The 20,879-nt window shown below is 65.4% G+C and carries 20 protein-coding genes; 14 read left to right on the plus strand and 6 right to left on the minus strand.

Annotation, left to right across the window (positions count from 1 at the left end):
* Positions 1–25 precede the first annotated feature (25 nt).
* The 7 genes from ASC94_RS11175 to ASC94_RS11205 all read left to right on the plus strand — a co-directional run bounded on the left by ASC94_RS11175 (position 26) and on the right by ASC94_RS11205 (position 8,520).
* Positions 26–394: a KGG domain-containing protein gene (locus ASC94_RS11175; protein WP_056394377.1), complete on the plus strand. Its 369-nt coding sequence runs from the start codon at positions 26–28 to the stop codon at positions 392–394.
* Between the two features lie 207 nt (positions 395–601).
* Positions 602–1,234, plus strand: a complete 633-nt coding sequence (locus ASC94_RS11180) for a PepSY-associated TM helix domain-containing protein (RefSeq protein WP_056394380.1) — start codon at positions 602–604, stop codon at positions 1,232–1,234.
* Positions 1,235–1,300: 66 nt separating this feature from the next.
* A complete protein-coding gene (locus ASC94_RS11185; RefSeq protein WP_056394381.1) occupies positions 1,301–1,813 on the plus strand; it encodes a DUF2271 domain-containing protein in 513 nt (170 codons plus the stop codon).
* A gap of 13 nt (positions 1,814–1,826) precedes the next feature.
* Complete coding sequence (locus ASC94_RS11190; RefSeq protein ID WP_056394384.1) at positions 1,827–2,645, plus strand: DUF4198 domain-containing protein; 819 nt, start codon at positions 1,827–1,829, stop codon at positions 2,643–2,645.
* A gap of 113 nt (positions 2,646–2,758) precedes the next feature.
* On the plus strand, positions 2,759–3,811 hold the full coding sequence (locus ASC94_RS11195; RefSeq protein ID WP_056394387.1) for an FAD:protein FMN transferase: 1,053 nt from the start codon (positions 2,759–2,761) through the stop codon (positions 3,809–3,811).
* Positions 3,812–3,823: 12 nt separating this feature from the next.
* Complete coding sequence (locus ASC94_RS11200) at positions 3,824–5,200, plus strand: sulfite reductase subunit alpha (RefSeq protein ID WP_056394395.1); 1,377 nt, start codon at positions 3,824–3,826, stop codon at positions 5,198–5,200.
* A 425-nt stretch (positions 5,201–5,625) separates the two neighbouring features.
* Positions 5,626–8,520: a TonB-dependent receptor domain-containing protein gene (locus ASC94_RS11205; protein ID WP_056394397.1), complete on the plus strand. Its 2,895-nt coding sequence runs from the start codon at positions 5,626–5,628 to the stop codon at positions 8,518–8,520.
* 52 nt (positions 8,521–8,572) lie between these two features.
* Here the strand turns inward: ASC94_RS11205 and ASC94_RS11210 are convergent, their stop codons facing one another.
* The 6 genes from ASC94_RS11210 to ASC94_RS11235 all read right to left on the minus strand — a co-directional run bounded on the left by ASC94_RS11210 (position 8,573) and on the right by ASC94_RS11235 (position 12,901).
* Entirely contained in the window at positions 8,573–9,865 is a 1,293-nt protein-coding gene (locus ASC94_RS11210; protein WP_056394400.1) for a DUF2325 domain-containing protein, read from the minus strand.
* 9 nt (positions 9,866–9,874) lie between these two features.
* Positions 9,875–10,207, minus strand: coding sequence for a hypothetical protein (locus ASC94_RS11215; protein WP_056394402.1), 333 nt, complete (start codon positions 10,205–10,207; stop codon positions 9,875–9,877).
* A 79-nt stretch (positions 10,208–10,286) separates the two neighbouring features.
* Positions 10,287–10,481 carry a hemin uptake protein HemP gene (gene hemP / locus ASC94_RS11220; RefSeq protein WP_056394404.1) on the minus strand — a complete coding sequence of 65 codons (195 nt, stop codon included), beginning with the start codon at positions 10,479–10,481 and terminating at the stop codon, positions 10,287–10,289.
* Between the two features lie 146 nt (positions 10,482–10,627).
* Complete coding sequence (locus tag ASC94_RS11225; protein WP_082616409.1) at positions 10,628–11,584, minus strand: Crp/Fnr family transcriptional regulator; 957 nt, start codon at positions 11,582–11,584, stop codon at positions 10,628–10,630.
* Between the two features lie 137 nt (positions 11,585–11,721).
* Positions 11,722–12,366: a response regulator transcription factor gene (locus ASC94_RS11230; protein WP_056394408.1), complete on the minus strand. Its 645-nt coding sequence runs from the start codon at positions 12,364–12,366 to the stop codon at positions 11,722–11,724.
* A 67-nt stretch (positions 12,367–12,433) separates the two neighbouring features.
* The gene (locus ASC94_RS11235) at positions 12,434–12,901 is read right to left on the minus strand and encodes a universal stress protein (protein ID WP_056394411.1); all 468 of its coding nucleotides are present in this window, start codon (positions 12,899–12,901) and stop codon (positions 12,434–12,436) included.
* Positions 12,902–13,318: 417 nt separating this feature from the next.
* On the opposite strand from ASC94_RS11235, the gene ASC94_RS11240 reads away from it, so the two are divergent.
* The 7 genes from ASC94_RS11240 (at position 13,319) to asd (ending at position 20,739) form a co-directional block, all read left to right on the plus strand.
* Positions 13,319–14,152, plus strand: coding sequence for a protein phosphatase CheZ (locus ASC94_RS11240; RefSeq protein WP_056394415.1), 834 nt, complete (start codon positions 13,319–13,321; stop codon positions 14,150–14,152).
* Positions 14,152–16,062 (plus strand): chemotaxis protein CheA, encoded by a 1,911-nt coding sequence (locus ASC94_RS11245; RefSeq protein ID WP_056394417.1) that lies wholly within the window; start codon positions 14,152–14,154, stop codon positions 16,060–16,062. Before ASC94_RS11240 ends, ASC94_RS11245 begins: the two co-directional genes overlap by 1 nt.
* Before the next feature lie 187 nt (positions 16,063–16,249).
* Positions 16,250–17,653: a 3-isopropylmalate dehydratase large subunit gene (gene leuC / locus ASC94_RS11250; RefSeq protein WP_056395031.1), complete on the plus strand. Its 1,404-nt coding sequence runs from the start codon at positions 16,250–16,252 to the stop codon at positions 17,651–17,653.
* 30 nt (positions 17,654–17,683) lie between these two features.
* Positions 17,684–17,806 carry an entericidin A/B family lipoprotein gene (locus ASC94_RS34020; protein ID WP_157201385.1) on the plus strand — a complete coding sequence of 41 codons (123 nt, stop codon included), beginning with the start codon at positions 17,684–17,686 and terminating at the stop codon, positions 17,804–17,806.
* A 57-nt stretch (positions 17,807–17,863) separates the two neighbouring features.
* Positions 17,864–18,511 (plus strand): 3-isopropylmalate dehydratase small subunit, encoded by a 648-nt coding sequence (gene leuD / locus ASC94_RS11255; RefSeq protein ID WP_056394420.1) that lies wholly within the window; start codon positions 17,864–17,866, stop codon positions 18,509–18,511.
* 9 nt (positions 18,512–18,520) lie between these two features.
* Positions 18,521–19,594 carry a 3-isopropylmalate dehydrogenase gene (gene leuB, locus ASC94_RS11260; RefSeq protein WP_056394423.1) on the plus strand — a complete coding sequence of 358 codons (1,074 nt, stop codon included), beginning with the start codon at positions 18,521–18,523 and terminating at the stop codon, positions 19,592–19,594.
* A gap of 17 nt (positions 19,595–19,611) precedes the next feature.
* On the plus strand, positions 19,612–20,739 hold the full coding sequence (asd, locus tag ASC94_RS11265; protein WP_056394426.1) for an aspartate-semialdehyde dehydrogenase: 1,128 nt from the start codon (positions 19,612–19,614) through the stop codon (positions 20,737–20,739).
* Positions 20,740–20,879: the final 140 nt, after the last annotated feature.

The raw sequence follows: 20,879 nt of genomic DNA on the forward strand, positions 1-20,879 counted from the left end.
ATCCATTCACTTAAGGAGACCTATCATGGCTTCATCGAATCAAGGCAAGGATCAGGACAACAAAGGCTCGCAAGCCAGCAACCAGGGTGGCAGCAAGCAAGGCGGCTCGCAATCGAGCAAGCAGAGCGGCGACACCAGCAACCGCGGGTTCGCTTCGATGGATCCGGAGCGCCAGCGTGAGATCGCAGCCGAAGGCGGCCGTGCCGCGCACGAAAAAGGCACGGCCCACGAGTTCACTTCGGAAGAGGCCCGCCGCGCCGGCAGCATGAGCCACAAGAACGACCAGAACAGCCAAAGCAGCTCCGGCGGTTCCGGTTCGCGTGGCAGCAGCGGCGGCAACGAGGGCAGCAACCAGGGCGGCGGCTCGCGCGGCGGCTCCGGCGGCAATCGCTAAGCAGCCGGCTTTCGTTCAGCAATACGCCTGATCGTTAGTTTAGAACTGCCTGGCTCCGGGATACCGGGGCCAGGCAGTTCTTTTTTGTGTGTAACCGCCGTGCGAAGGAAGATATCGTAATGTAACAACATTGCTGTCGAGATTGACTCCGCAAATGATAATCATTATCATTCTCAATCTCCAGTGTCCCTACAAAGAAAGAACCCAGTGAGCGCACCTTCCAATGCCGGCCGAGCCTTGTGGCTGAAAAACCTGCACCAGTGGCATTGGATCAGTTCCGCGCTCTGCCTGCTGGGCATGTTCCTGTTCAGTATTACGGGGATCACCTTGAACCACGCCGCGCAGATCGAGGCCAGGCCCAGCGTGGTGCGCAAGCAGGCCGAGGCGCCGGCGGCGCTGACAGCCGAACTGAAGAAGCTGGCTGCGGCGCACGATGGCGGGAAAGCGCCCTTGCCGGAGACCGCCGAGCGCTGGCTGCGCGACACCTGGTCGCTCAAGGCCGGCGGACGCAGCGCCGAATGGTCGCTGGACGAAGTCTACCTGCCCCTGCCGAAAGCCGGCGGCGACGCCTGGGTGCGCATCGGCCTGGAGGACGGGGCCGCCGAATTCGAAAACACCGACCGCGGCTGGGTGTCCTGGCTGAACGACGTTCACAAGGGGCGCAACACGGGCGCGGCCTGGAACTGGTTCATCGACATCTTTGCCGGCGCCTGCCTGGTGTTCTGCATCACCGGCCTGCTGATCCTGAAATTCCACGCTGCCAACCGGCCGTTCACCTGGCCGATGGTGGGGCTGGGCATCCTGATTCCGTTTGTTATCGCACTACTGTTCATCCACTGATGTTCATCCAATGATGTTGGTCCACACTCCACAAACAAGCACGTTAAAAGGTACTAAGGGCAACCCATGAAATTACGCTACTCCATCGCTGCCGCCATCCCCCTGCTCAGCGCCCAGGCCATGGCGGCCGACCTGGCCCTCAAGCTGGAAATCCCGCAACTGAACGTGGCCGAATACCACCGGCCCTACATCGCGGCCTGGCTGGAGAACGCGGACCAGAAAGTGGTGGCCAACCTGGCCGTGCTGTACGACACCAAGAAGAAGGACAATGCCGGCACCAAGTGGCTCAAGGACATGCGCCAGTGGTGGCGCAAGAGCGGCCGCGACCTGGCCATGCCGATGGACGGCGTGAGCGGTGCGACCAAGGCGCCCGGCGAGCACACGCTGAGCTTCCCGCTGTCCAAGGACGGCCTGGACAAGCTGCCGGCCGGCCAGTACCACCTGCTGGTGGAAGTGGCGCGCGAAGCGGGCGGGCGCGAAGTGGTGAAAGTGCCACTGACCTGGCCGCTGAAAGCCGCCCAGGTGGCGAGCGCCAAGGGCAAGGAAGAAGTCGGCACTGTCGCCGTTCAACTCAAATAACCGGGACCGCGCCATGAAACCTACCAAACTGTTGCTGGCCGCCGCGCTGGCGGGCCTGGCCCTGAACGCCTACGCCCACAAGCCCTGGCTGCTGCCGTCGTCGTCGCTGGTGGACGCGAAAGAACCGTGGGTGACGGTGGACGCCGCCATCTCCGAAGGCTTGTTCGACATCGACCACCAGCCGCTGAAGCTGGACGCCGTGGTGGTGACCGGCCCCGACGGCGCCAAGGTCGACCTGCAAAACGCCAGCACCGGCCGCCTGCGCAGCACCTTCGACGTAAAGATGAGCAAACCGGGCACCTACAAGATCGCGCTGGTGCAGCAGAGCGTCATGGGCAGCTACAAGCTGAACGGCGAAATGAAGCGCTTCCGCGGCACCGAGGAAACCCTGGCCAAGGACCTGCCGGCCGACGCCCAGGAAGTCAAGCTGACCCGTACCGCCAGCCGCCTGGAAACCTTTGTATCGGCCAATACCACCGACACGGCCGTGTTCAAGCCGACCGGCGTGGGCCTGGAACTGGTGCCGGTGACGCACCCGAACGACTTGCGCGCGGGTGAACGGGCCACCTGGCGCTTCCTGCTGGACGGCAAGCCTGCCGCCAACCAGGCCTTCAGCCTGATCCCCGGCGGCGTGAAGTACCGCGGAACGCTGGGCGAAATCCGCCAGGCCACCGACGCCAAGGGCGAGATCACCTTCACGCTGCCGGAGGCGAATATGTACCTGGTGAGCGCCAGCTGGCCGGCCGCAGCCGCACCGGCGCCCGGCCAGCCGCCGCAGATGCCGCCGCGCCGCGCCACCTACGCCGCCACGGTGGAAGTGCTGCCGCAGTAATCCCTCAACCGAGCTGAGCCGCATTTCGCCCGATTCGGGGTCTGACCCCGAAGTGCGCAAAATGCGGCTTAGCCCGCTTTGCCCGATGAGGCGGCTACGGCCGCCGTTTTCCTATGCGCCGCATTCTTTTACCGCACCAGATTTCCGGGCTGGCCCCGCCCGAGGGCAGCACCGTCCACCGCTTCGGCGGCTTGAGCATGGGCACCAGCTGGGCGGTGCTGGTGGCGGACGCCGCGCCGCCGCAGTCCTTGCAGCACCTGCAGGGGGGCCTGCAGCAGCAGCTCGACACTGTGGTGGCCGAGATGAGCCACTGGGAAGCCGACTCCGACCTGGGCCGCTACAACCGCGCCGCGCCCGGCACCTGGCTGGCCTTGCCGCCGGCGTTTTTCGACGTGCTGTCCTTTGCCATGGACGTGGCGCGCCTGTCCGGCGGCGCTTACGATCCCTGCGCCGGCGCCATGGTCAACGCCTGGGGCTTCGGCCCGCGCGGCCGGCACGACCAGCCGGGCTTCGTGGCCCCCACGCCGGCGCGCATCGCCGCGCTGCGCGCTGAACGCGCGGGCCAGCAGCTGCGGCTGGAGGCGGCAGCGGGGCAGGCCGGCGGCAGGGCCTGGCAGCCGGGCGGGCTGCAGCTGGACCTGTCCGCGGTGGCCAAGGGCTACAGCGTGGACCGCCTGGCGCATTGCCTGCTGGCCCAGGGCCTGCAACACTTCCTGGTGGAAGTGGGCGGCGAACTGCGCGGCGCGGGCGTCAAGCCGGATGGCCAGCCGTGGTGGGTGGCCCTGGAGCAGCCGCCAGCCGCCGCAGCCGGCACCGCGCCCGCCGACGCGCCGCCCGGCGAGATCGCGCTGGCGCTGCACGGCCTGTCCGTCGCCACCTCGGGCGACTACCGGCGCTACTTCCTGCACGGCGGCGAACGCTATGCCCACACCATCGATCCGCGCAGCGCGGCGCCGGCCGGCAACCGGCTCGCGTCGGTCACCGTGGTGCATCCGCAGTGCATGGCGGCGGACGCCTGGTCCACCGCACTCACCGTGCTGGGCCCGCGGCAGGGCCTGGCGCTGGCCGAGCGCCTGGGCCTGGCAGCGCGCTTCGTGCTGCGCGATGCCGGCGGCTATACCGAGTACCTTAGCAGCCCGCTGCGCGGCATGCTGGACGATGAATAAAGTAGAAAAGCCATGATATTGACCAACGATCCCGTGCGCCTGGCCCTGAGCGCGGCCTGTTTCATCGGCTACGGCCTGGTTTGCCTGGCGCCCTGGCTGCGCCAGCGCCGCAAGCGCCAGGCGCACGCGGCCGGCGACGCGGCGGCCGCGCTGGCGCCCGGCTGGATCGTGGCGTACGCCAGCCAGACCGGCAACGCCGAGGAGCTGGCCGGCCAGACCCTGGAAACCCTGCGCCTGGCCGGCATCCCGGCGCGGCTGTGCGAACTGTCCGCGCTGAAGGAAAAAGACTTGCGCGGCGCCGAGCGCATCCTGTTCCTGGTGAGTACCTACGGCGAGGGCGATGCACCGGACGCCGCCGCCGCCTTTGCCAGCCGCATCATGACGCGCAGCCTCCCGCTGGGGCAGTTGCACTACGCGGTGCTGGCGCTTGGCGACCAGTCCTACATCAATTACTGCGGCTTTGGCCGCGCCCTGGACCGATGGCTGCAGGAGCAGGGCGCCAGCAGCCTGTTCGAGCGGGTGGAGGTCAATTGCAACGCCGCGCCGGCCATCGCGGCGTGGCGCCGGCAGTTGAGCCACCTGGCCGGCACCAGCGACGCGCCGGACTGGCGCGCGCCGGCCTTCGAGGGCTGGCGCCTGGCCGCGCGCCGCCGGCTCAACGAAGGCAGCGCCGGGGCGCCGATTTTCCACATCGAGCTGGAACCGATGGGCGGGGCAGGGCCGGACACGCTGCCAGCGTGGCAGTCCGGCGACCTGGTGCAGGTGGCGGCGCCGTCCGATCCGTCCCGCGCGCGCGAATACTCGGTCGCTTCGGTGCCCGCCGACGGCCGGGTCCACCTGCTGGTGCGCCTGCACCTGCATGCCGATGGCAGTCACGGCCACGCTTCCGGCTGGCTGTGCGTGCAGGCCCGTCCGGGCGACACGGTGCAGCTGCGGTTGCGCGCGCACCGCCGCTTCCGCCTGGAAGCGAACGCGGACCGTCCGCTGATCTTGATCGGCAACGGCAGCGGCATCGCCGGCTTGCGCGGCCATTTGCGCGCCCGTGCCGTGTCCGGCCAAGCGCGCAACTGGCTGCTGTTCGGCGAACGCCAGGCCGCCCATGATTTCCACTACCGCGAGGAGATTGTTGCGTGGCAAGCGGCCGGCCTGCTGCCGGCGCTGGACCTGGCCTGGTCGCGCGACGGCGGCCCGCAGCGCTACGTGCAGGACTTGCTGCCGGCCCGGGCAGAGCAGCTGCGCGCCTGGGTGGCGGCGGGCGCGGCCATCTACGTGTGCGGCAGCCTGGAGGGCATGGCGGCCGGCGTCGACCAGGCGCTGGCCACGCTGCTGGGCCGGTCCGAACTCGACCAATTGGCGGCGCAGGGCCGCTACCGGCGCGACGTCTATTGACTGCCGATGGGCTGTGTTCCGCCCTGATGCCGTGCGTTGCAACCGATAAGCTGTTGTATTTCACCGATGCCATAACTGAAAGTATGTTGCGTTCATACATCATTGCATCAGGTTTAAAGTGTGTATCCTTATGTAAATTTTGCGTTTTGCAGTGGGTTATGCGGTTCCGGGCGGCTTTTTTTAAATGGAATATCGTGGTCAGCGGATTTGGCGAGCCGAAATTCCGGCCGTGCCGGCGACCGCTGGGCGTTTGTGAAATCTTGCCCTTCCAAGTGTTATTTTCCATTCATTGACTTTCTTTAAGTCAAATGTTCAGATCGTCCTTTCGAAAAAACATCCTGTGTTTCGAAACAAGCCGTCGGCACAGATGGCATCTTGCGCGCAAGCGCCGGAATAGTTCCATGCCCCTCACAGCGGAGAAACTTTTGAACAACAAATTAGTCCTGAAGCAAGGCGTCATCGCCATTGCCCTGGCGCTGGGCAGCACCCAGTTCGCCATCGCGCAGCAAGCTGCCGAAGCCCCTGTCACCAAGGTTTTCGTGACCGGTTCCAACATCAAGCGTTCCGACAAGGAAGGTTCTTCGCCGGTCCAGACCGTGACTGCCAAGCAGATCGCGGCCACCGGCGCCAACACCGTGGCCGAGCTGCTGCACTCGATCCCGGCCTTCGGCTCGGGCTCGTCGGTCGACGTGACCGACGGCGGCTTCTCGCGCGGCGCGGCCACCGCATCGCTGCGCGGCCTGGGCTCGTCCTCGACCCTGGTGCTGCTGAACGGCCGCCGCATCGCCTCGTCCGCCTACGCCGACCCGAACCAGGGCAAATCGGCCGTGTACGACCTGAACTCGATCCCCCTGTCGGCCATCGAACGCGTTGAAATCTTCAAGGACGGCGCATCGGCCGTGTACGGTTCCGACGCGATCGCCGGCGTGATCAACTTCATCACCAAGACCGACTTCACCGGCGGCGAAGTGTCCGCCAGCGTGTTCGCCAACGGCGACGGCGAATTCGGCCGCAAGACCGTCAACGGCGTGATCGGCTTCGGCGACCTGGAAAAAGACCGCTTCAACGGTTTCATTTCCTTCGACCTGTCCAAGCGCGACGCGACCAAGATCGCCGACGCCACCGGCGGCATCGACCAGGCCGCTTACGCCTACATCCAGGGCCGCCTGAACCCGTATTCGAGCTCGCTGACCGACCAGCCGTTCTACTACCGCGAACGCACGCCGAACGGCCGCAACTTCGCCACCACCTACGCGCTGCGCGCCGACGTGATCAACCGCACCAACTGCGACCCGTCGCAGCAGCTGGTGGGCAGCATCGCCGACCACAACCTGACCGCCACCAGCGTGCTGGTAGGCCGCCGCTTCTGTAACTTCAACCTGAACGACTTCAATGAAGTGCAGAGCGCCGGCAAGGACGCCAACCTGCTGTCGCGCGGCACCTTCAAGGTGAGCGAGGCCGTCACCGCCTTCGCCGAAGCGTCGTACGCGCGTTCCGAGCGCACCTACGCCGGTCCGCCGCGCACCGTGTCGAGCACTGCCTCGGTCACCGTGTTCTCGGCCGACGGCAAAGCCGCGTCGCAGTTCCAGCCGATCCTGCCGATCGGCCATCCGGACAATCCATTCACCGCAGCCAACGGCTTCACGCCATCGCGCGCGGCAGTCGGCTTCCGCATGATGGGCCACCCCGGCGGCACCGACAACATCAATGAATCGTACCGCGCACTGGCCGGCCTGAAGGGCACCACCGGCATCTTCGACTGGGAAACCGGCCTGCTGTGGAACCGCAGCGAGCGGACCGAGCACTACTTCAATATGCTGTACCGCCCAGTGGTGGAACGCCTGGTGACGGAAAACCGCACCATTGCCCAGACCATTGCCGATCCTAACTCGACCCGCAACCTGGAAAACAATGGCTACTCGCAAGTAACCCAGCTGGACGCCAAGGCATCGACCACGCTCGGCAAGCTGCCGGGCGGCGACATCGGCCTGGCATTCGGCGGTGAAGTGCGCCAGGAGAAAATCGGCCTGACGCCGGACAAGGAAACCCAGGCCGGCAACATCGTCGGCCTGGCCAACTCGCTGGCCGACGGCCAGCGCAACGTGAAGTCCGCCTTCATCGAACTGCGTACGCCGTTCTTCAAGAACTTCGAGATGGACTTCGCCGGCCGCTACGACAAGTACCCTGCGGTATCGAGCTTCGTACCGAAGGTCGGCAGCAAGTGGACCGTGAGCGAGCAGATCGCCGTGCGCGGCAGCTACGCACGCGGCTTCCGCGCCCCGGCGCTGACCCAGGTCTCGCCAGGCGGCGTGCAGTCGTTCCAGACCGTGACCGACTCGGTCCGCTGCCCGGACGGCGTGCACCCGCTCGGCAACGCCACCACGGCGGACTGCGCGAAGAGCATTTCCAGCCTGTCGGCAGCCAATCCGCTGCTCAAGCCTGAAAAATCGAAGTCCGCTTCGCTGGGCCTGATCCTGCAGCCGACCAAGAACCTGGACGTGCTGATCGACTTCTACCACATCAAGCTGCGCGACGAAACCGCGCTGCTGAGCGCGCAAGGCGTGGTCGACCATCCGAGCCAGTACCCTGGCGCGGTCGTGATCCGCGACACCAACCCAGCCAATATGCTGGTGCTGGACAACGGCACCGTGGTGCCGAACTCCGGTCCTATCCTGCAGGTGAACCGTTCCTACATCAACCAGGGCAGCACCGAAGTGGGCGGCGTGGACCTGGAAGTTACCCTGCGCAACTCGCTGGGCGACTGGGGCCGTCTGAGCAGCACGCTGAACTGGAGCTACCTGGGCACCTACAAGCGCGCCATGCAGCCTGGCGACACCGCGCACAACACCGCCGGTTCGAACGGCGGCCTGTCCGACTGGGCCATTTCGGCTGGCGACAATCCGCGCAACCGCGTGGCGTTCTCGACCAACTGGACCAACGGCGTGCACAGCCTGACCGGTTCCATGGACTTCGTCGACCACGTGTCGCTGCTGCGCCGCTTTGACAACGCCGACGTGTACGCAGTGCCATACTGCCACTACGGCGTGGGCCAGCCATCGAGCGCCTACCAGCTGGGCGGCTTGCCGAAGTACACCAGCTCGAACTGCGAAGTGGCAAGCTGGACCACCTTCGGCGTGAACTACTCGTACTCGGGCATCAAGAACCTGACCCTGTCCCTGAATATCAAGAACATTCTGGACAAGCAGGCGCCTTACGATCCGCGCTACGGCACCTCGTCGCAGTTTGAAGGCTACAACACCCAGCTGCACAACGGCATGGGCCGCAACTTCCGCGTGACCGCGAAGTACGCCTTCAAGTAATTCGGTAAGCAGCAAAGCCAAAACCCCGCCGGGTCGCACCGGCGGGGTTTTTTTATGCCAGGTCGGCTTGCTCCAGCCCGCGCGCCAGGCTGGAGATGCTGGGGTTGTCGATGAACACGCAGCGCTTGCCGGTGCGCTTGCAGAAGTCTTTCACGCGCCAGTAAGCGCTGTGGCTGATGCAGCCGGTCTGGCAGATCACCAGGTCGGCTGCGGCCAGGCTGGCTTCGAGCTTGTTGGCGTTGTCCTCCAGGCCGCCGTCGTGGTGCGCAAATTGCGCGCCCACGCGCTCGATCAGCGCGCGGTAGGTGGCCACGTTGCCGGTGCGACCGCCCACGCACAGGATGCTGCGCTCGGCCAGGCGCTCAGGCATGCGCACCACGTGCTCGGTGACGCCCACGGCGCCCGCGCCGGCCGCGCCGCCCCCAGTACTGTGCTGTGGCGCCTGCTGTGCCGCTTGCTGGGCGGCGTGCAGCGCGGCGAGGCCGGCCGCTTGCCCGGCCTGTAATGCCGGCGCGGCTTGCGCCGCTTGTGCGGCCTGGGCCGCCAACGCTGCCTGCGCGCGCGCCAGTTCCTGTTTCAGTTCGGCCACCTGGTTGCGCAGTGCGCGTTCGCGCTCGTCCACCTGGCTCAGGCGCTGCGCCAGGCGGTCGCGCGTTTCCAGGCCGGGAATGGAGGCGCGCAGCTGCGCCAGTTCGTGGCGCAGGGAATCGGCCAGGCTGTCGCGGCCCACCAGCTGGGCGCGCAGCTGCATCAGCTGGCTGGCGTGCTGTTCCATTTCAGTATTGCGCTCCAGCTGCATGGCGGCGTTGCGCTGCTGCAGCCGCGCCAGGTCGCGCGCCATGCGCGAGTTTTCCTCCAGCACCGCGTGGAAGCGCGTGATGTCGGCGCGCGCGCAGGCGCCGGCCTGGTGCTGCACCATGTGCAGGTCGCGGCACATCTGTTCTTCCAGTTCCGGGCTGCAGCGCGCGTGCGTCAGGCCGGCCCAGAAGGCGCCGGCCACGTCGCCGTTGGCCACGGCGGCGCGCCACAGCGCGGCCACCGCCTCGGCGTCCTTGGCGCTCTTGAAGCGCAGCAGCACGCCGGCGTAGCGCCGCTCCAGTTCCTTCTGCAGCGCTTCGGACAGGCGGTTGCGGGCGCCGCACTCGGTCACCACGCCCACGTGCACTTCATAGTCGTCCGCTACCACGGTGCCGCCGGTGACCTTGCCCACCAGCTTGCGCAGCGCGGCCAGCGGCATGCCCACGCCCACCAGCGGGCAGTGGCAGGCGTGGCCCAGCTCCCATAGGCGGCGCCGGCGCGAGGTGCGCGCGGCCGCTTCCGGCCCGGCTTGATGTTTATCGCACATGGCCCCGCCTCACGCCGCCTGTTCGCCGGCGCGCGAGCGGGCCATCAGGCGTTCCAGGAAGTTGTGCTTTTCGCGCGCCGGCATGGCGCGCTCGACCACGCCTGCCCACTGCTCGGAGAGCTGCTGGCAGGTGGCGCTGAGCACCGGCGCCAGTTCGGGCAGGCTGGCCAGCGCCTTCAGGTGGCGTTCGATCACGGACGCCAGTTTCAAGCAGGCGCCGCTGTCGGCGTTGGCGGTGTAGTGCGACATCAGGTGCAGCACCGCTGACAGCATCAGCTCCGGGCGCTGGCCGTTCTGGTTGGTGGTCAGGAAGATAGGGTCGGTACGGTCGATGATGGCCATCAGGCACTCCTCGCAAGGTCAGGGTGGCTGGCTACCGCAGTGCGGATGGCTGGCAGGGAAGGGATGGGGCGCTGCGGCCTCAGGCAGTCAGGATGAGCTTGCCAAGTTGGGTGATGCGCAGGCGGTAGATCTTGTTGCCGTGCTCGATTTCCACTTCGCGCTGGTCTTGCATCAAGCCGGCGCTGGTCAGGCGGCGGACGGCGGGCGCGGGGCTGCGGGCTGGCGCGGGGATGGCGGTGCCGGCCGGAACCGGATGGGACTTCTCTGCATGCATAGTGGGACACTCCATTAAATGAGAACGATTCGCATTTGCATTATTGTTCAACGCTGCTTTATTTGCAAGAACAATTTGCGTGGAGTGCGCACATGAAAAAGGCCCGCCGGGTGGCGGGCCGATCTGGGTGATGCGAGGGAATATCGTCAGACGGCGGCGTACAGTGGCTGGCTGGCGGGCGCAGCCTGGGCTGGCGCGGCAGGGGCGGCGGTCGTGGTGGTTGCGGTGATTGCGGTGATTGCGGAGGTTGCCGCTGTGGTGGCCAGGGCGGCTGGCGCTGCCGCGGCGGCCTTGGCGCGTGCCGCGCCCGGCTGGCGTCCGCGCGCGCGCGAGGGAGGCAGGCGGCGCAGGTTTTTCAGCGCGTCCGGGTCCTTGATGCCGATGGTGCGCTGGTCCACGCTGATCAGCCCCACCTCGTTGAAGGCCGATAGCGTGCGGCTGACCGTTTCCAGCGTCAGGCCCAGGTAGCTGCCGATTTCGTGCCGCGTCATGCGCAGGTTGAACAGCTTGCTCGAGTAGCCCATTTGCGCGAAGCGGTCCGACAGCGACACCAGGAAGCGCGCCACGCGCGCCTCGGCGCTGAGCGCCCCCAGCATGCCTATCATGGCTTGCTCGCGCACCAGTTCCCGGCTCATCACGCCGTACATCATGTTTTCCAGCTCGATGTGGACCCGGCCCAGCGCGGCCAGCTTGCGGAAGGGCAGCAGGATGAGGTCGCAGTCCGACAGCGCCACCGCTTCCGACGAATAGTGGCGGGTGTGGATGCCGTCCACGCCCATCATGTCGCCCTTCATCGGGAAGCTCAGCACCTGCTCGTTGCCGAACTCGTCGATCAGCACGGTCTTCAGGAAGCCCGAGTTGACGATGTACAGCATGTCAAACGGCTGGCCGATGGTGTGGATGCGCTGGCCGGTCTTGAACTGCACGTGCTGGAACAGCAGTTCTTCCGAGTGGGCGATGTTGACCGGAGGGATATGCAGCAGTTCGCAGACTTCCTTCAGATTCGACCACAGCCGGCCCTGGCGCTGGCGGCCGGCTTCCTGGCCCGACGGCGGAACCGCCGGCGCGCCGGGGCGGAACTCGGTGATTTGCGTAGACTGCATGCTTTTCTCCTTGTAGCAGTTATGACCAACGGGCAACTTCTGACGTGTGATTTCAGTATGCCAACATGGTCTTGCCATAGATATCAGCCGAGGCTGATTGTGGGCGTAGGAGTAAGCGCCCGGGCGTAGGACTAATCCTACGTCTTGAAAGGAGACAACAGGCGATGGGCCACCGCGTACTGCACCATCTCAGAGAGGGAATGCATGCCCATCTTTTGCATGATGCGGGTTTTGTGGGTGCTGACGGTCTTTACACTCAGATGCAAGCCATTGGCGATTTCCGTAATGGATTTGCCCGCCACCAGCAGCGAAAACACCTCGAATTCGCGGTCCGACAGCTGTTTATGCAACAAGCTCTCGTTGGGCATCATGATGTTCAGGGCGAGTTGCTCGGCCACCTCGGTGCTGATATAGGGGCGGCCGGCGGCCACGCGCCGGATTGCCCCCACCAGCTGGGTGCCGGCGCTTTCCTTTGTGAGATAGCCTTGCGCGCCGGCGCGGATGGCGCGCACCGCGTACTGTTCCTCCTCGTGCATGGTGAGGATGAGGATGGCCAGCTTGGGCGCTTCGCTCTTGATCTGGCGGATCAGCTCGACGCCGCTGCGGCCGGGCATCGACAGGTCCAGCAGCAGCAGGTCGAAGCCGCCCTGGCGTATGTGGTTCAGCACGTCGAAGCCGTCGATGGCCTCGCCGACTATATCGATGTCGGGCGCCCCGTCGAGAATGCGCTTGAGTCCTTCGCGCATGATGGTGTGGTCGTCGGCAATGACAATTCTAATCATGGATTACGTGGGTAGGGTTGCGGTGGTTGCTGAGGTTGCTGAGGTTGCGATGGCAGGCGCTGCCGGCTTACTCGGGCAGCGGTTCCTTGAGCAGGCGGTGCACCAGCACCGGCAGCCGGGAGTGCGACAGGACCTTGTTGGTGACGCTGCCCAGCAGCAGCTGGCCCCAGCCGCTGCGGCCGTGCGAGCCCATGAAGATCAGGTCGCAGCCCTGCTGGGACGCCACCTCGACGATCTTGAGCGCCGTGCTTTCTGCAAATGCGGTCATGCCCAGGCATTCCAAGCCCTTCTTGCGGCAGGCTTCCAGGATGGGCTGCACGTGCTCGGCACCGGCGCGCTGCATGGCGGCGCGGTATTCCTCTTCGCTCGGATAGCTGGGGGGAATGATTTCGACATAGATCGGGTACTGGTATTCCGGGGCCACGAACAGGGCCAGCACTTCGGCGCCCATCTGCTGCGCGAACGACACCCCGGCGCACGCCGTCATCTTGGACACGGCCGAGCCATCGGTGGTGATCAGGATTTTGCGGTACATATGCAGCTCCTTGTCTCTGAAATCAGCATCGCTACACGGTGCCCATACTTCATTGTAGCCGTGATTCCGTCCATTATTAGGATGGAAAGACTTGATAATTATCAAGAGAGTGGCACGCGTGCCGGAAAAGCCGCAGCCTGTCCTGGACGGGGTTTTTTTCGCCATGGGGCGGTAATTGTTCCTCTGGAGCATATCCGGGCAGCCCCCTGCGATGTTAGTATCTCCAAATACAACAGTAAACTTCGTTTTCGCCATGCCGCAGGGCAGGGCACACGCCTTTGGCCAGCCGGTGATTGAACAACCGGGCGGCGCCCTGCTACACTCGCGTAAGCGGTTTGAATATTGCCGGGCGTCATCACAAGAGGCGCCGCGGTGCGCAGCAAGCAGCAATTTGACAAATTATGGAGAAGCAGGGATATGACCAACGCCGCTGATGATTTCGACGCACTATTTGATGAAGTGTCCGCGCAACGCGCCACAGAACCCGCACCGGCACCCGCTCCTGCACCGACTGCTCCAGCCGCGTCCGCCGAAGACGACCTGGAAAGCCTGTTTGACGAAGTCTCCGCCGCTCGCCCGGCCGCGTCCGCCCCTGCCGCCGCCGCTCCTGCCGCTGCGCCCGCAGCCGCCGAGCACGCCGCAGTCGACCACGGCGACAACCCGATGTTCGAACGCCTGGGCGGCATCGTGCGCCTGCTGCACGACTCGCTGCGCGAGCTGGGCTACGACAAGGCGCTGACCGAAGCGTCGGCCCAGATCGGCGACGCCCAGGACCGCCTGGAATACGTGGCCACCCTGACCGAGCAGGCCGCCAACAAGGTGCTCAACACGCTGGACGACGGCATGCCGGCGCAGGACGTGCTGTCCAAGCAGTCCAAGGAAATGGAAGACCGCTGGGCCGCGCTGTTCGCCGGCAAGCTCAGCCTGGATGAATTCAAGACCCTGGCCGGCGATTCGCGCGCCTTCGCGCAAGCCGTGTCGGCCGCCACCGAGGCGGAAAAAGCCCGCCTGCTGGAAATCATGATGGCGCAGGACTTTCAGGACATCACCGGCCAGCTGATCAAGAAAGTGGTCGGCATCACCAAGACGGTGGAATCGGAGCTGGCGCAGCTGTTGAAGGACAACGCGCCGACCGAAGTGCGCGAAAAAATTGCGCAAAAAGAGGTGTCGCTGATGTCCGGCCCATCCGCCCCCGCGGTGGCGCTGAACCAGGACAGTGTCGATGATCTTCTGGCCGATCTGGGATTCTAATGGACGATATGCTCAAGGAGTTCGTCGTCGAGGCGATGGATCTGGCTGTAAATGTTGAAGAAAACCTGCTGCGCCTCGAACGCGACCCGGAAAACAAGGAAACGCTGAACGCCGTCTTCCGTGCTTTCCACACCATCAAGGGCGGCGCCGGCTTCATGAGCCTGGGCGCGCTGGTATCGGCCTGCCACCTGACGGAGAACCTGTTCGACGCGCTGCGCACCGGCGCTGCGCCGGTCACGCCGATCGCGATCGAGGCGGCGCTGATGGCCTCCGGCTTCGTGGCCGACCAGCTGACCGAACTGAACAACGGCGGCGCGCCGGAAGACCTGCCGGCCATGCCGGCCGACCTGGAAGCGATCCTGAAGGACGCCATCGAAGGCAAGGCCGCCGCGCCCAAGGCCGCCGCCAAGCCTGCCGCTGCCCCGGCCGCTGCCGCCCCGGCCGCCGCCGCTGCGCCGGCTGCAGCCGCGCCTGCCGCAGCCGCCTCGGCGGACGGTCTGGACTGGGAAGGCATGTATATCGCCGTGGTGCCGGAAGGCACGTACACGCGCAGCGCGCCAGCGCCGGCCGCCGCGCCGGCCCCAGCCGTCTCGGAAGGCGTGGCAGCGGCCATCGTGGCTGCCGGCGGCACCCCGCCTGCGGCGCTGGCCGAGGTGCACGCCGAGGCCGCGCCCGCGGCCGCCCGCGCCCGTCCGGAGCGCGATGACAAGGCGCATGCCGCGCCGGCCAAGGAAGAGAGCATCCGTATCGACGCGGTCAAGCTGGATGCGCTGCTGGAAGTGGCCGGCGAATCGGTGCAGGCCGCCAACCAGGCCGCCGTGCTGCTGGAGCGCCTGCAGCAGTTCAAATTCGAAGGCCAGGCTGCCAGCCTGATGTCGGCGCTGACCGAAACGCTGGAGCGCGCCTCGCGCTACTCCAGCGAGCTGCAGCGCGCCACCTTGGCCACCCGCATGCAGCCGGTGGGCCGCCTGTTCCAGAAATTCCCGCGCCTGGTGCGCGAGCTGGCCAAGGACCTGGGCAAGGAAGTCGAGCTGACCATCGAAGGCGCGGAGACCGAAGTCGACCGCGTGGTGGTGGACAGCCTGTACGATCCGCTGGTGCACATGCTGCGCAACGCGCTCGATCACGGCGTGGAATCGCCGGACGTGCGCGTGGCCGCCGGCAAGCCGGCCAAGGCCTATATCTCGCTGAAAGCATGGCAGGAAGCCAACAGCGTCATGATCGTGCTGCAGGACGACGGCAAGGGCATGGACCCGATCGCGCTGCGCAAAAAAGCGGCGGAAAAGGGCCTGATCTCGCCATCTGCTAACATGACGGACGACGAATCGTACCAGCTGGTGTTCCTGCCGGGCTTTTCGACCAAGGAAGTGGCGTCCAGCGTGTCCGGCCGCGGCGTCGGCATGGACGTGGTGAAAACCGCCGTGGAAAAGAACCGCGGCGCCATCCACATCGAATCGGCGCTGGGCAAGGGCACCAAGTTCGCCATCCGCCTGCCGATCGAGCTGTCCATCGTGCCGACCATGCTGGTGTCCACCTCGGGCGCGCTGCTGGCGCTGCCGATGGCGGTGGTGCAGCGCGTGGTCGAGCTGCCGGAAGAGTTCATGGAAGTGGGCGGCGCGCCGGTGCTCAAGGACCAGGGCCGTCCGCTGCCGGTGCGCACGCTGGCCGGTGCGCTGGGCTACGCGCCCGCGTCCGAACGCGTGGGCATCGTGGTCAATGCGCCGCAGCCATACATCCTGGCCGTGGAAGCGGTCGATGGCACGGCCGACCTGGTGATCAAGCCGATGACGGCGATTTCGGTCGAGGGCATTACTGGTACTGCGCGTTCCGCCGAGGGCGAACTGGTGCTAGTGGTAGGCCTATCGTTCCTGATGGACGGATGCAGGGGTAGTGTACGCATGGCGGCTTAAAACACCGCCGGCAGCAAGAAAACACAAAAGCCTGCGAGATCCGCAGGCTTTTTTTTCAAAGGGCGTCATACAAGGTGGATCGGAACCTGAAGCCGCATCGGCTCACGAGGCGGACAGACGGGCTTGGTTTTGCATTGCACAAATATGGCATAATCAAAGTGAAATTCTCACACGGGCAGTAGCAGCAATCATGAAGACGCTTTACGACAAACTCTGGGAATCCCATGTGGTGCGCACCGAAGATGACGGTACGTCCATCCTTTATATCGACCGCCACCTGGTGCACGAAGTGACCAGCCCGCAGGCATTCGACGGCCTGCGCGCCGCCAACCGCCAGCCGTGGCGTATTTCGGCCAACCTGGCCGTGGCCGACCACAACGTGCCCACCACCGACCGCTCGCACGGCATCGAAGACCCGACCTCGCGCCTGCAAGTGGAAACGCTGGACGCCAACACCAAGTCGGTCGGCATGACCTACTTCAACATGAACGACAAGCGCCAGGGCATCGTGCACGTGATCGGGCCGGAGCAGGGCGCCACCCTGCCGGGCATGACGGTGGTCTGCGGCGACTCGCACACTTCCACCCACGGCGCCTTCGGTGCGCTGGCGCACGGCATCGGCACCTCGGAAGTGGAGCACGTGCTGGCCACGCAAACGCTGCTGCAGAAAAAGTCGAAAGCCATGCTGGTGCAGGTGGACGGCGTGCTGCCGGCCGGCGTCACCTCCAAGGACATCGTGCTGGCCATCATCGGCAAGATCGGCACGGCCGGCGGCAACGGCTACGCCATCGAATTCGGCGGCTCCACCATCCGCGCGCTGTCGATGGAAGGCCGCATGACGGTCTGTAACATGGCGATCGAGGCGGGCGCGCGCGCCGGCATGGTGGCGGTGGACGACACCACCATCAACTACGTGAAGGGCCGTCCTTTCTCGCCGGTGGGCCCGCACTGGGAGCGCGCGGTGGAATACTGGCGCACCCTGCATTCGGACCCCGGCGCGAAATTCGACCTGGTGGTCACGCTCAATGCCGCCGAGATCAAGCCGCAGGTCACCTGGGGCACCTCGCCCGAGCAGGTGATTTCGGTGGACGGCCGCGTGCCCGATCCGGACCTGGAGAAAGATCCGGTCAAGCGCGACGCCATGGAAAAAGCCCTGGTGTACATGAACCTCAAGCCCAACACGGCCATCGAGGACATCCGCATCGACAAGGTCTTCATCGGCTCCTGCACCAATTCCCGGATCGAGGACTTGCGCGCGGCCGCCGCCGTGGTGCGCGGCAAGCAGCGCGCTACCAACGTCAAGCTGGCGCTGGTGGTGCCGGGTTCCGGCCTGGTCAAGGAACAGGCCGAACGCGAAGGCCTGGACCGCATCTTCCGCGACGCCGGCTTCGAATGGCGCGAGCCGGGCTGCTCCATGTGCCTGGCCATGAATGCCGACCGCCTGGAACCGGGCGAGCGCTGCGCTTCCACCTCCAACCGCAACTTCGAAGGCCGCCAGGGCCAGGGCGGACGCACCCACCTGGTGTCGCCCGCCATGGCGGCGGCAGCCGGCATTGCCGGCCACTTTGTCGACGTGCGCAAAGTTCACTGATTTAACTTTTTTAAATACGAGATTCCCACCATGAAAACGCTGACTACCCTGATCCTCGCCACCCTCGTCCTGACCGGCTGCAACACCATTTCCGGCATCGGCAGGGATGTACAAAAGGTCGGCCAGGTCGTGACCGGCGCCGGCGGGAAATAACAGCCGCATGCCGGCGCAGCGGGCACGCGCGCCGGTCTGCACTATGCAGAAATTATCATGGAAAAATTTACGATCTACGAAGGACTGGTGGCCCCGCTTGACCGCGCCAACGTCGACACCGACGCCATCATCCCGAAGCAATTCCTGAAGTCCATCCACCGCACCGGCTTCGGCCCCAACCTGTTCGACGAGTGGCGCTACCTGGACCACGGCGAACCCGGCATGGACAACAGCAAGCGGCCGCTGAACCCGGACTTCGTGCTGAACCAGCCGCGCTACCAGGGCGCCTCCATCCTGCTGGCGCGCAAGAACTTCGGCTGCGGCTCCTCGCGCGAACACGCGCCGTGGGCGCTGGACCAGTACGGCTTCCGCGCCATCATCGCGCCCAGCTTCGCCGACATCTTTTTCAACAACAGCTACAAAAGCGGCTTGCTGCCCATCGTCCTGAGCGAGCAACAGATCGATCATCTGTTCAATGAAGTCAAGGCCTTCCCCGGTTATCGCCTGGTGGTGGATCTTGAACAGCAGCGTATTTCCACCAGCGACGGCAGCGTCTCCTATCCCTTCGAGATCGACGCCTTCCGCAAATATTGCCTGATGAACGGACTTGACGATATCGGCCTGACGCTGCGCCACGCAGACGACATCCGCGCCTTCGAAGAGCGTCATCTGGCGAACCAGCCCTGGCTGGCCAACGTCATTTAAGAACTCACCATGAAAATCGCTATCCTCCCGGGCGACGGCATCGGCCCGGAAATCGTGGCGCAGGCAGTCAAGGTACTGAATGTGCTGGACGAGAAATTTGAACTGGAAACGGCGCCGGTCGGCGGCGCCGGCTATGCCGCGCACGGCCATCCGCTGCCCGAAGGCACGCTGGCGCTGGCGAAGGCCGCCGACGCGGTGCTGTTCGGCGCCGTCGGCGACTACCAGTACGACAGCCTGGAACGCGCGCTGCGCCCGGAGCAGGCCATCCTCGGCCTGCGCAAGAACCTGGGCCTGTTTGCCAACCTGCGTCCCGCCATCCTGTACCCCGAGCTGGCCGGCGCCTCCACGCTCAAGCCTGAAGTGGTGTCCGGCCTGGACATCCTGATCATCCGCGAACTGACCGGCGACATCTACTTCGGCCAGCCGCGCGGCGTGCGCGAGTGCCCGGACGGCCCGTTCAAGGGCCAGCGCGAAGGCTTCGACACCATGCGCTACGCCGAAGGCGAAATCCGCCGCATCGCGCACGTGGCCTTCCAGGCCGCGCAAAAGCGCGGCAAGCGCCTGACCAGCGTGGACAAGGCCAATGTGCTGGAAACCTTCCAGTTCTGGAAAGACATCGTCATCGACGTCCACAAGGAATACCCGGACGTGGCGCTGGAGCACATGTACGTCGACAACGCCGCCATGCAGCTGGTGCGCGCGCCGAAGAAGTTCGACGTCATCGTCACCGGCAATATGTTCGGCGATATCCTGTCGGACGCGGCCGCCATGCTGACCGGTTCGATCGGCATGCTGCCGTCGGCCTCGCTGGACGCCAACAACAAGGGCCTGTATGAGCCGTCGCATGGTTCCGCGCCGGACATCGCAGGCAAAGGCATCGCCAATCCGCTGGCGACCATTCTGTCCGCAGCCATGATGCTGCGCTTCTCGCTGAACCGCGCCGAACAGGCCGACCGCATCGAGAACGCTGTCAAGCAGGTGCTGTCGCAAGGCTTGCGCACCGTGGACATCTATGAAGCCGGCACCACGAAGGTCGGCACGGAACAAATGGGCGATGCAGTGGTTGCAGCGCTGTCTCAATAAACTCAAGGGAAAGCAAAATGAAACTCGTAGGTCTGGTAGGTTGGCGCGGCATGGTCGGTTCGGTCCTGATGCAGCGCATGCAGGAAGAGGGCGATTTCGCCCACATCGAGCCGGTGTTTTTCACCACCTCCAACACCGGCGGCAAGGCCCCGGCGATGGCGAAGAATGAAACCGTGCTGAAGGACGCCACCAATATCGACGAACTGAAACGCTGCGAGATCATCATCTCGTGCCAGGGCGGCGATTACACCTCGGACGTGTTCCCGAAACTGCGCGCGGCCGGCTGGAACGGCTACTGGATCGATGCGGCCTCCACGCTGCGCATGGAAAAAGACGCCGTCATCGTGCTCGACCCGGTCAACCTGAACGTCATCAAGGACGCCATGTCCAAGGGCGTGAAGAACTTCGTCGGCGGCAACTGCACCGTGTCCTGCATGCTGATGGGCCTGGGCGGCCTGTTCAAGCACGACCTGGTGGAGTGGATGACCTCCATGACCTACCAGGCGGCATCGGGCGGCGGCGCGCAGCACATGCGCGAGCTGCTGACCCAGTTCGGCACCATCAACGCCGCCGTGCGTCCGCTGCTGGAAAACCCTGCCTCGGCCATCCTGGAGATCGACCGCCAGGTGCTGGCCACCCAGCACGGCTACTCGGCCGACGAGATCAAGCAGTTCGGCGCCCCGCTGGCCGGCAACCTGATCCCGTGGATCGACAAGGACCTGGGCAACGGCCAGTCCAAGGAAGAGTGGAAGGGCGGCGCCGAGACCAACAAGATCCTGGGCCGCGGCCTGGACTTCGGCAGCGCCCCGATCCCGGTCGATGGCCTGTGCGTGCGCATCGGCGCCATGCGCTGCCACTCGCAGGCGCTGACCATCAAGCTGAAGAAGGACGTGCCGCTCGATGAAGTGAACGACATCATCGGCAGCGACAACCAGTGGGTGAAATTCGTGCCGAACACGCGCGAAGCGTCGGTGCGCGACCTGTCGCCTGCCGCCGTGACCGGCAGCCTGACCATCCCGGTGGGCCGCGTGCGCAAGATGAGCATGGGCGGCGAATACCTGTCCGCGTTCACTGTCGGCGACCAGCTGCTGTGGGGCGCGGCCGAACCGCTGCGCCGCATGCTGCGCATCGTGCTCGACAAGTAAAAACCGCATTCCCGCGTTGGCGGGCATGCCACCCCCAAAGGGCGATTTCATAGGGAAATCGCCCTTTTTTCTTGGCATCAAACTATGAATTCAGCACAGAGGTGACAGATGCGGCGGCAAAGCTTGCATGCTCTTGCCCA

It is taken from the genome of Massilia sp. Root418, from assembly GCF_001425265.1.
Classification (GTDB): domain Bacteria; phylum Pseudomonadota; class Gammaproteobacteria; order Burkholderiales; family Burkholderiaceae_D; genus Rugamonas.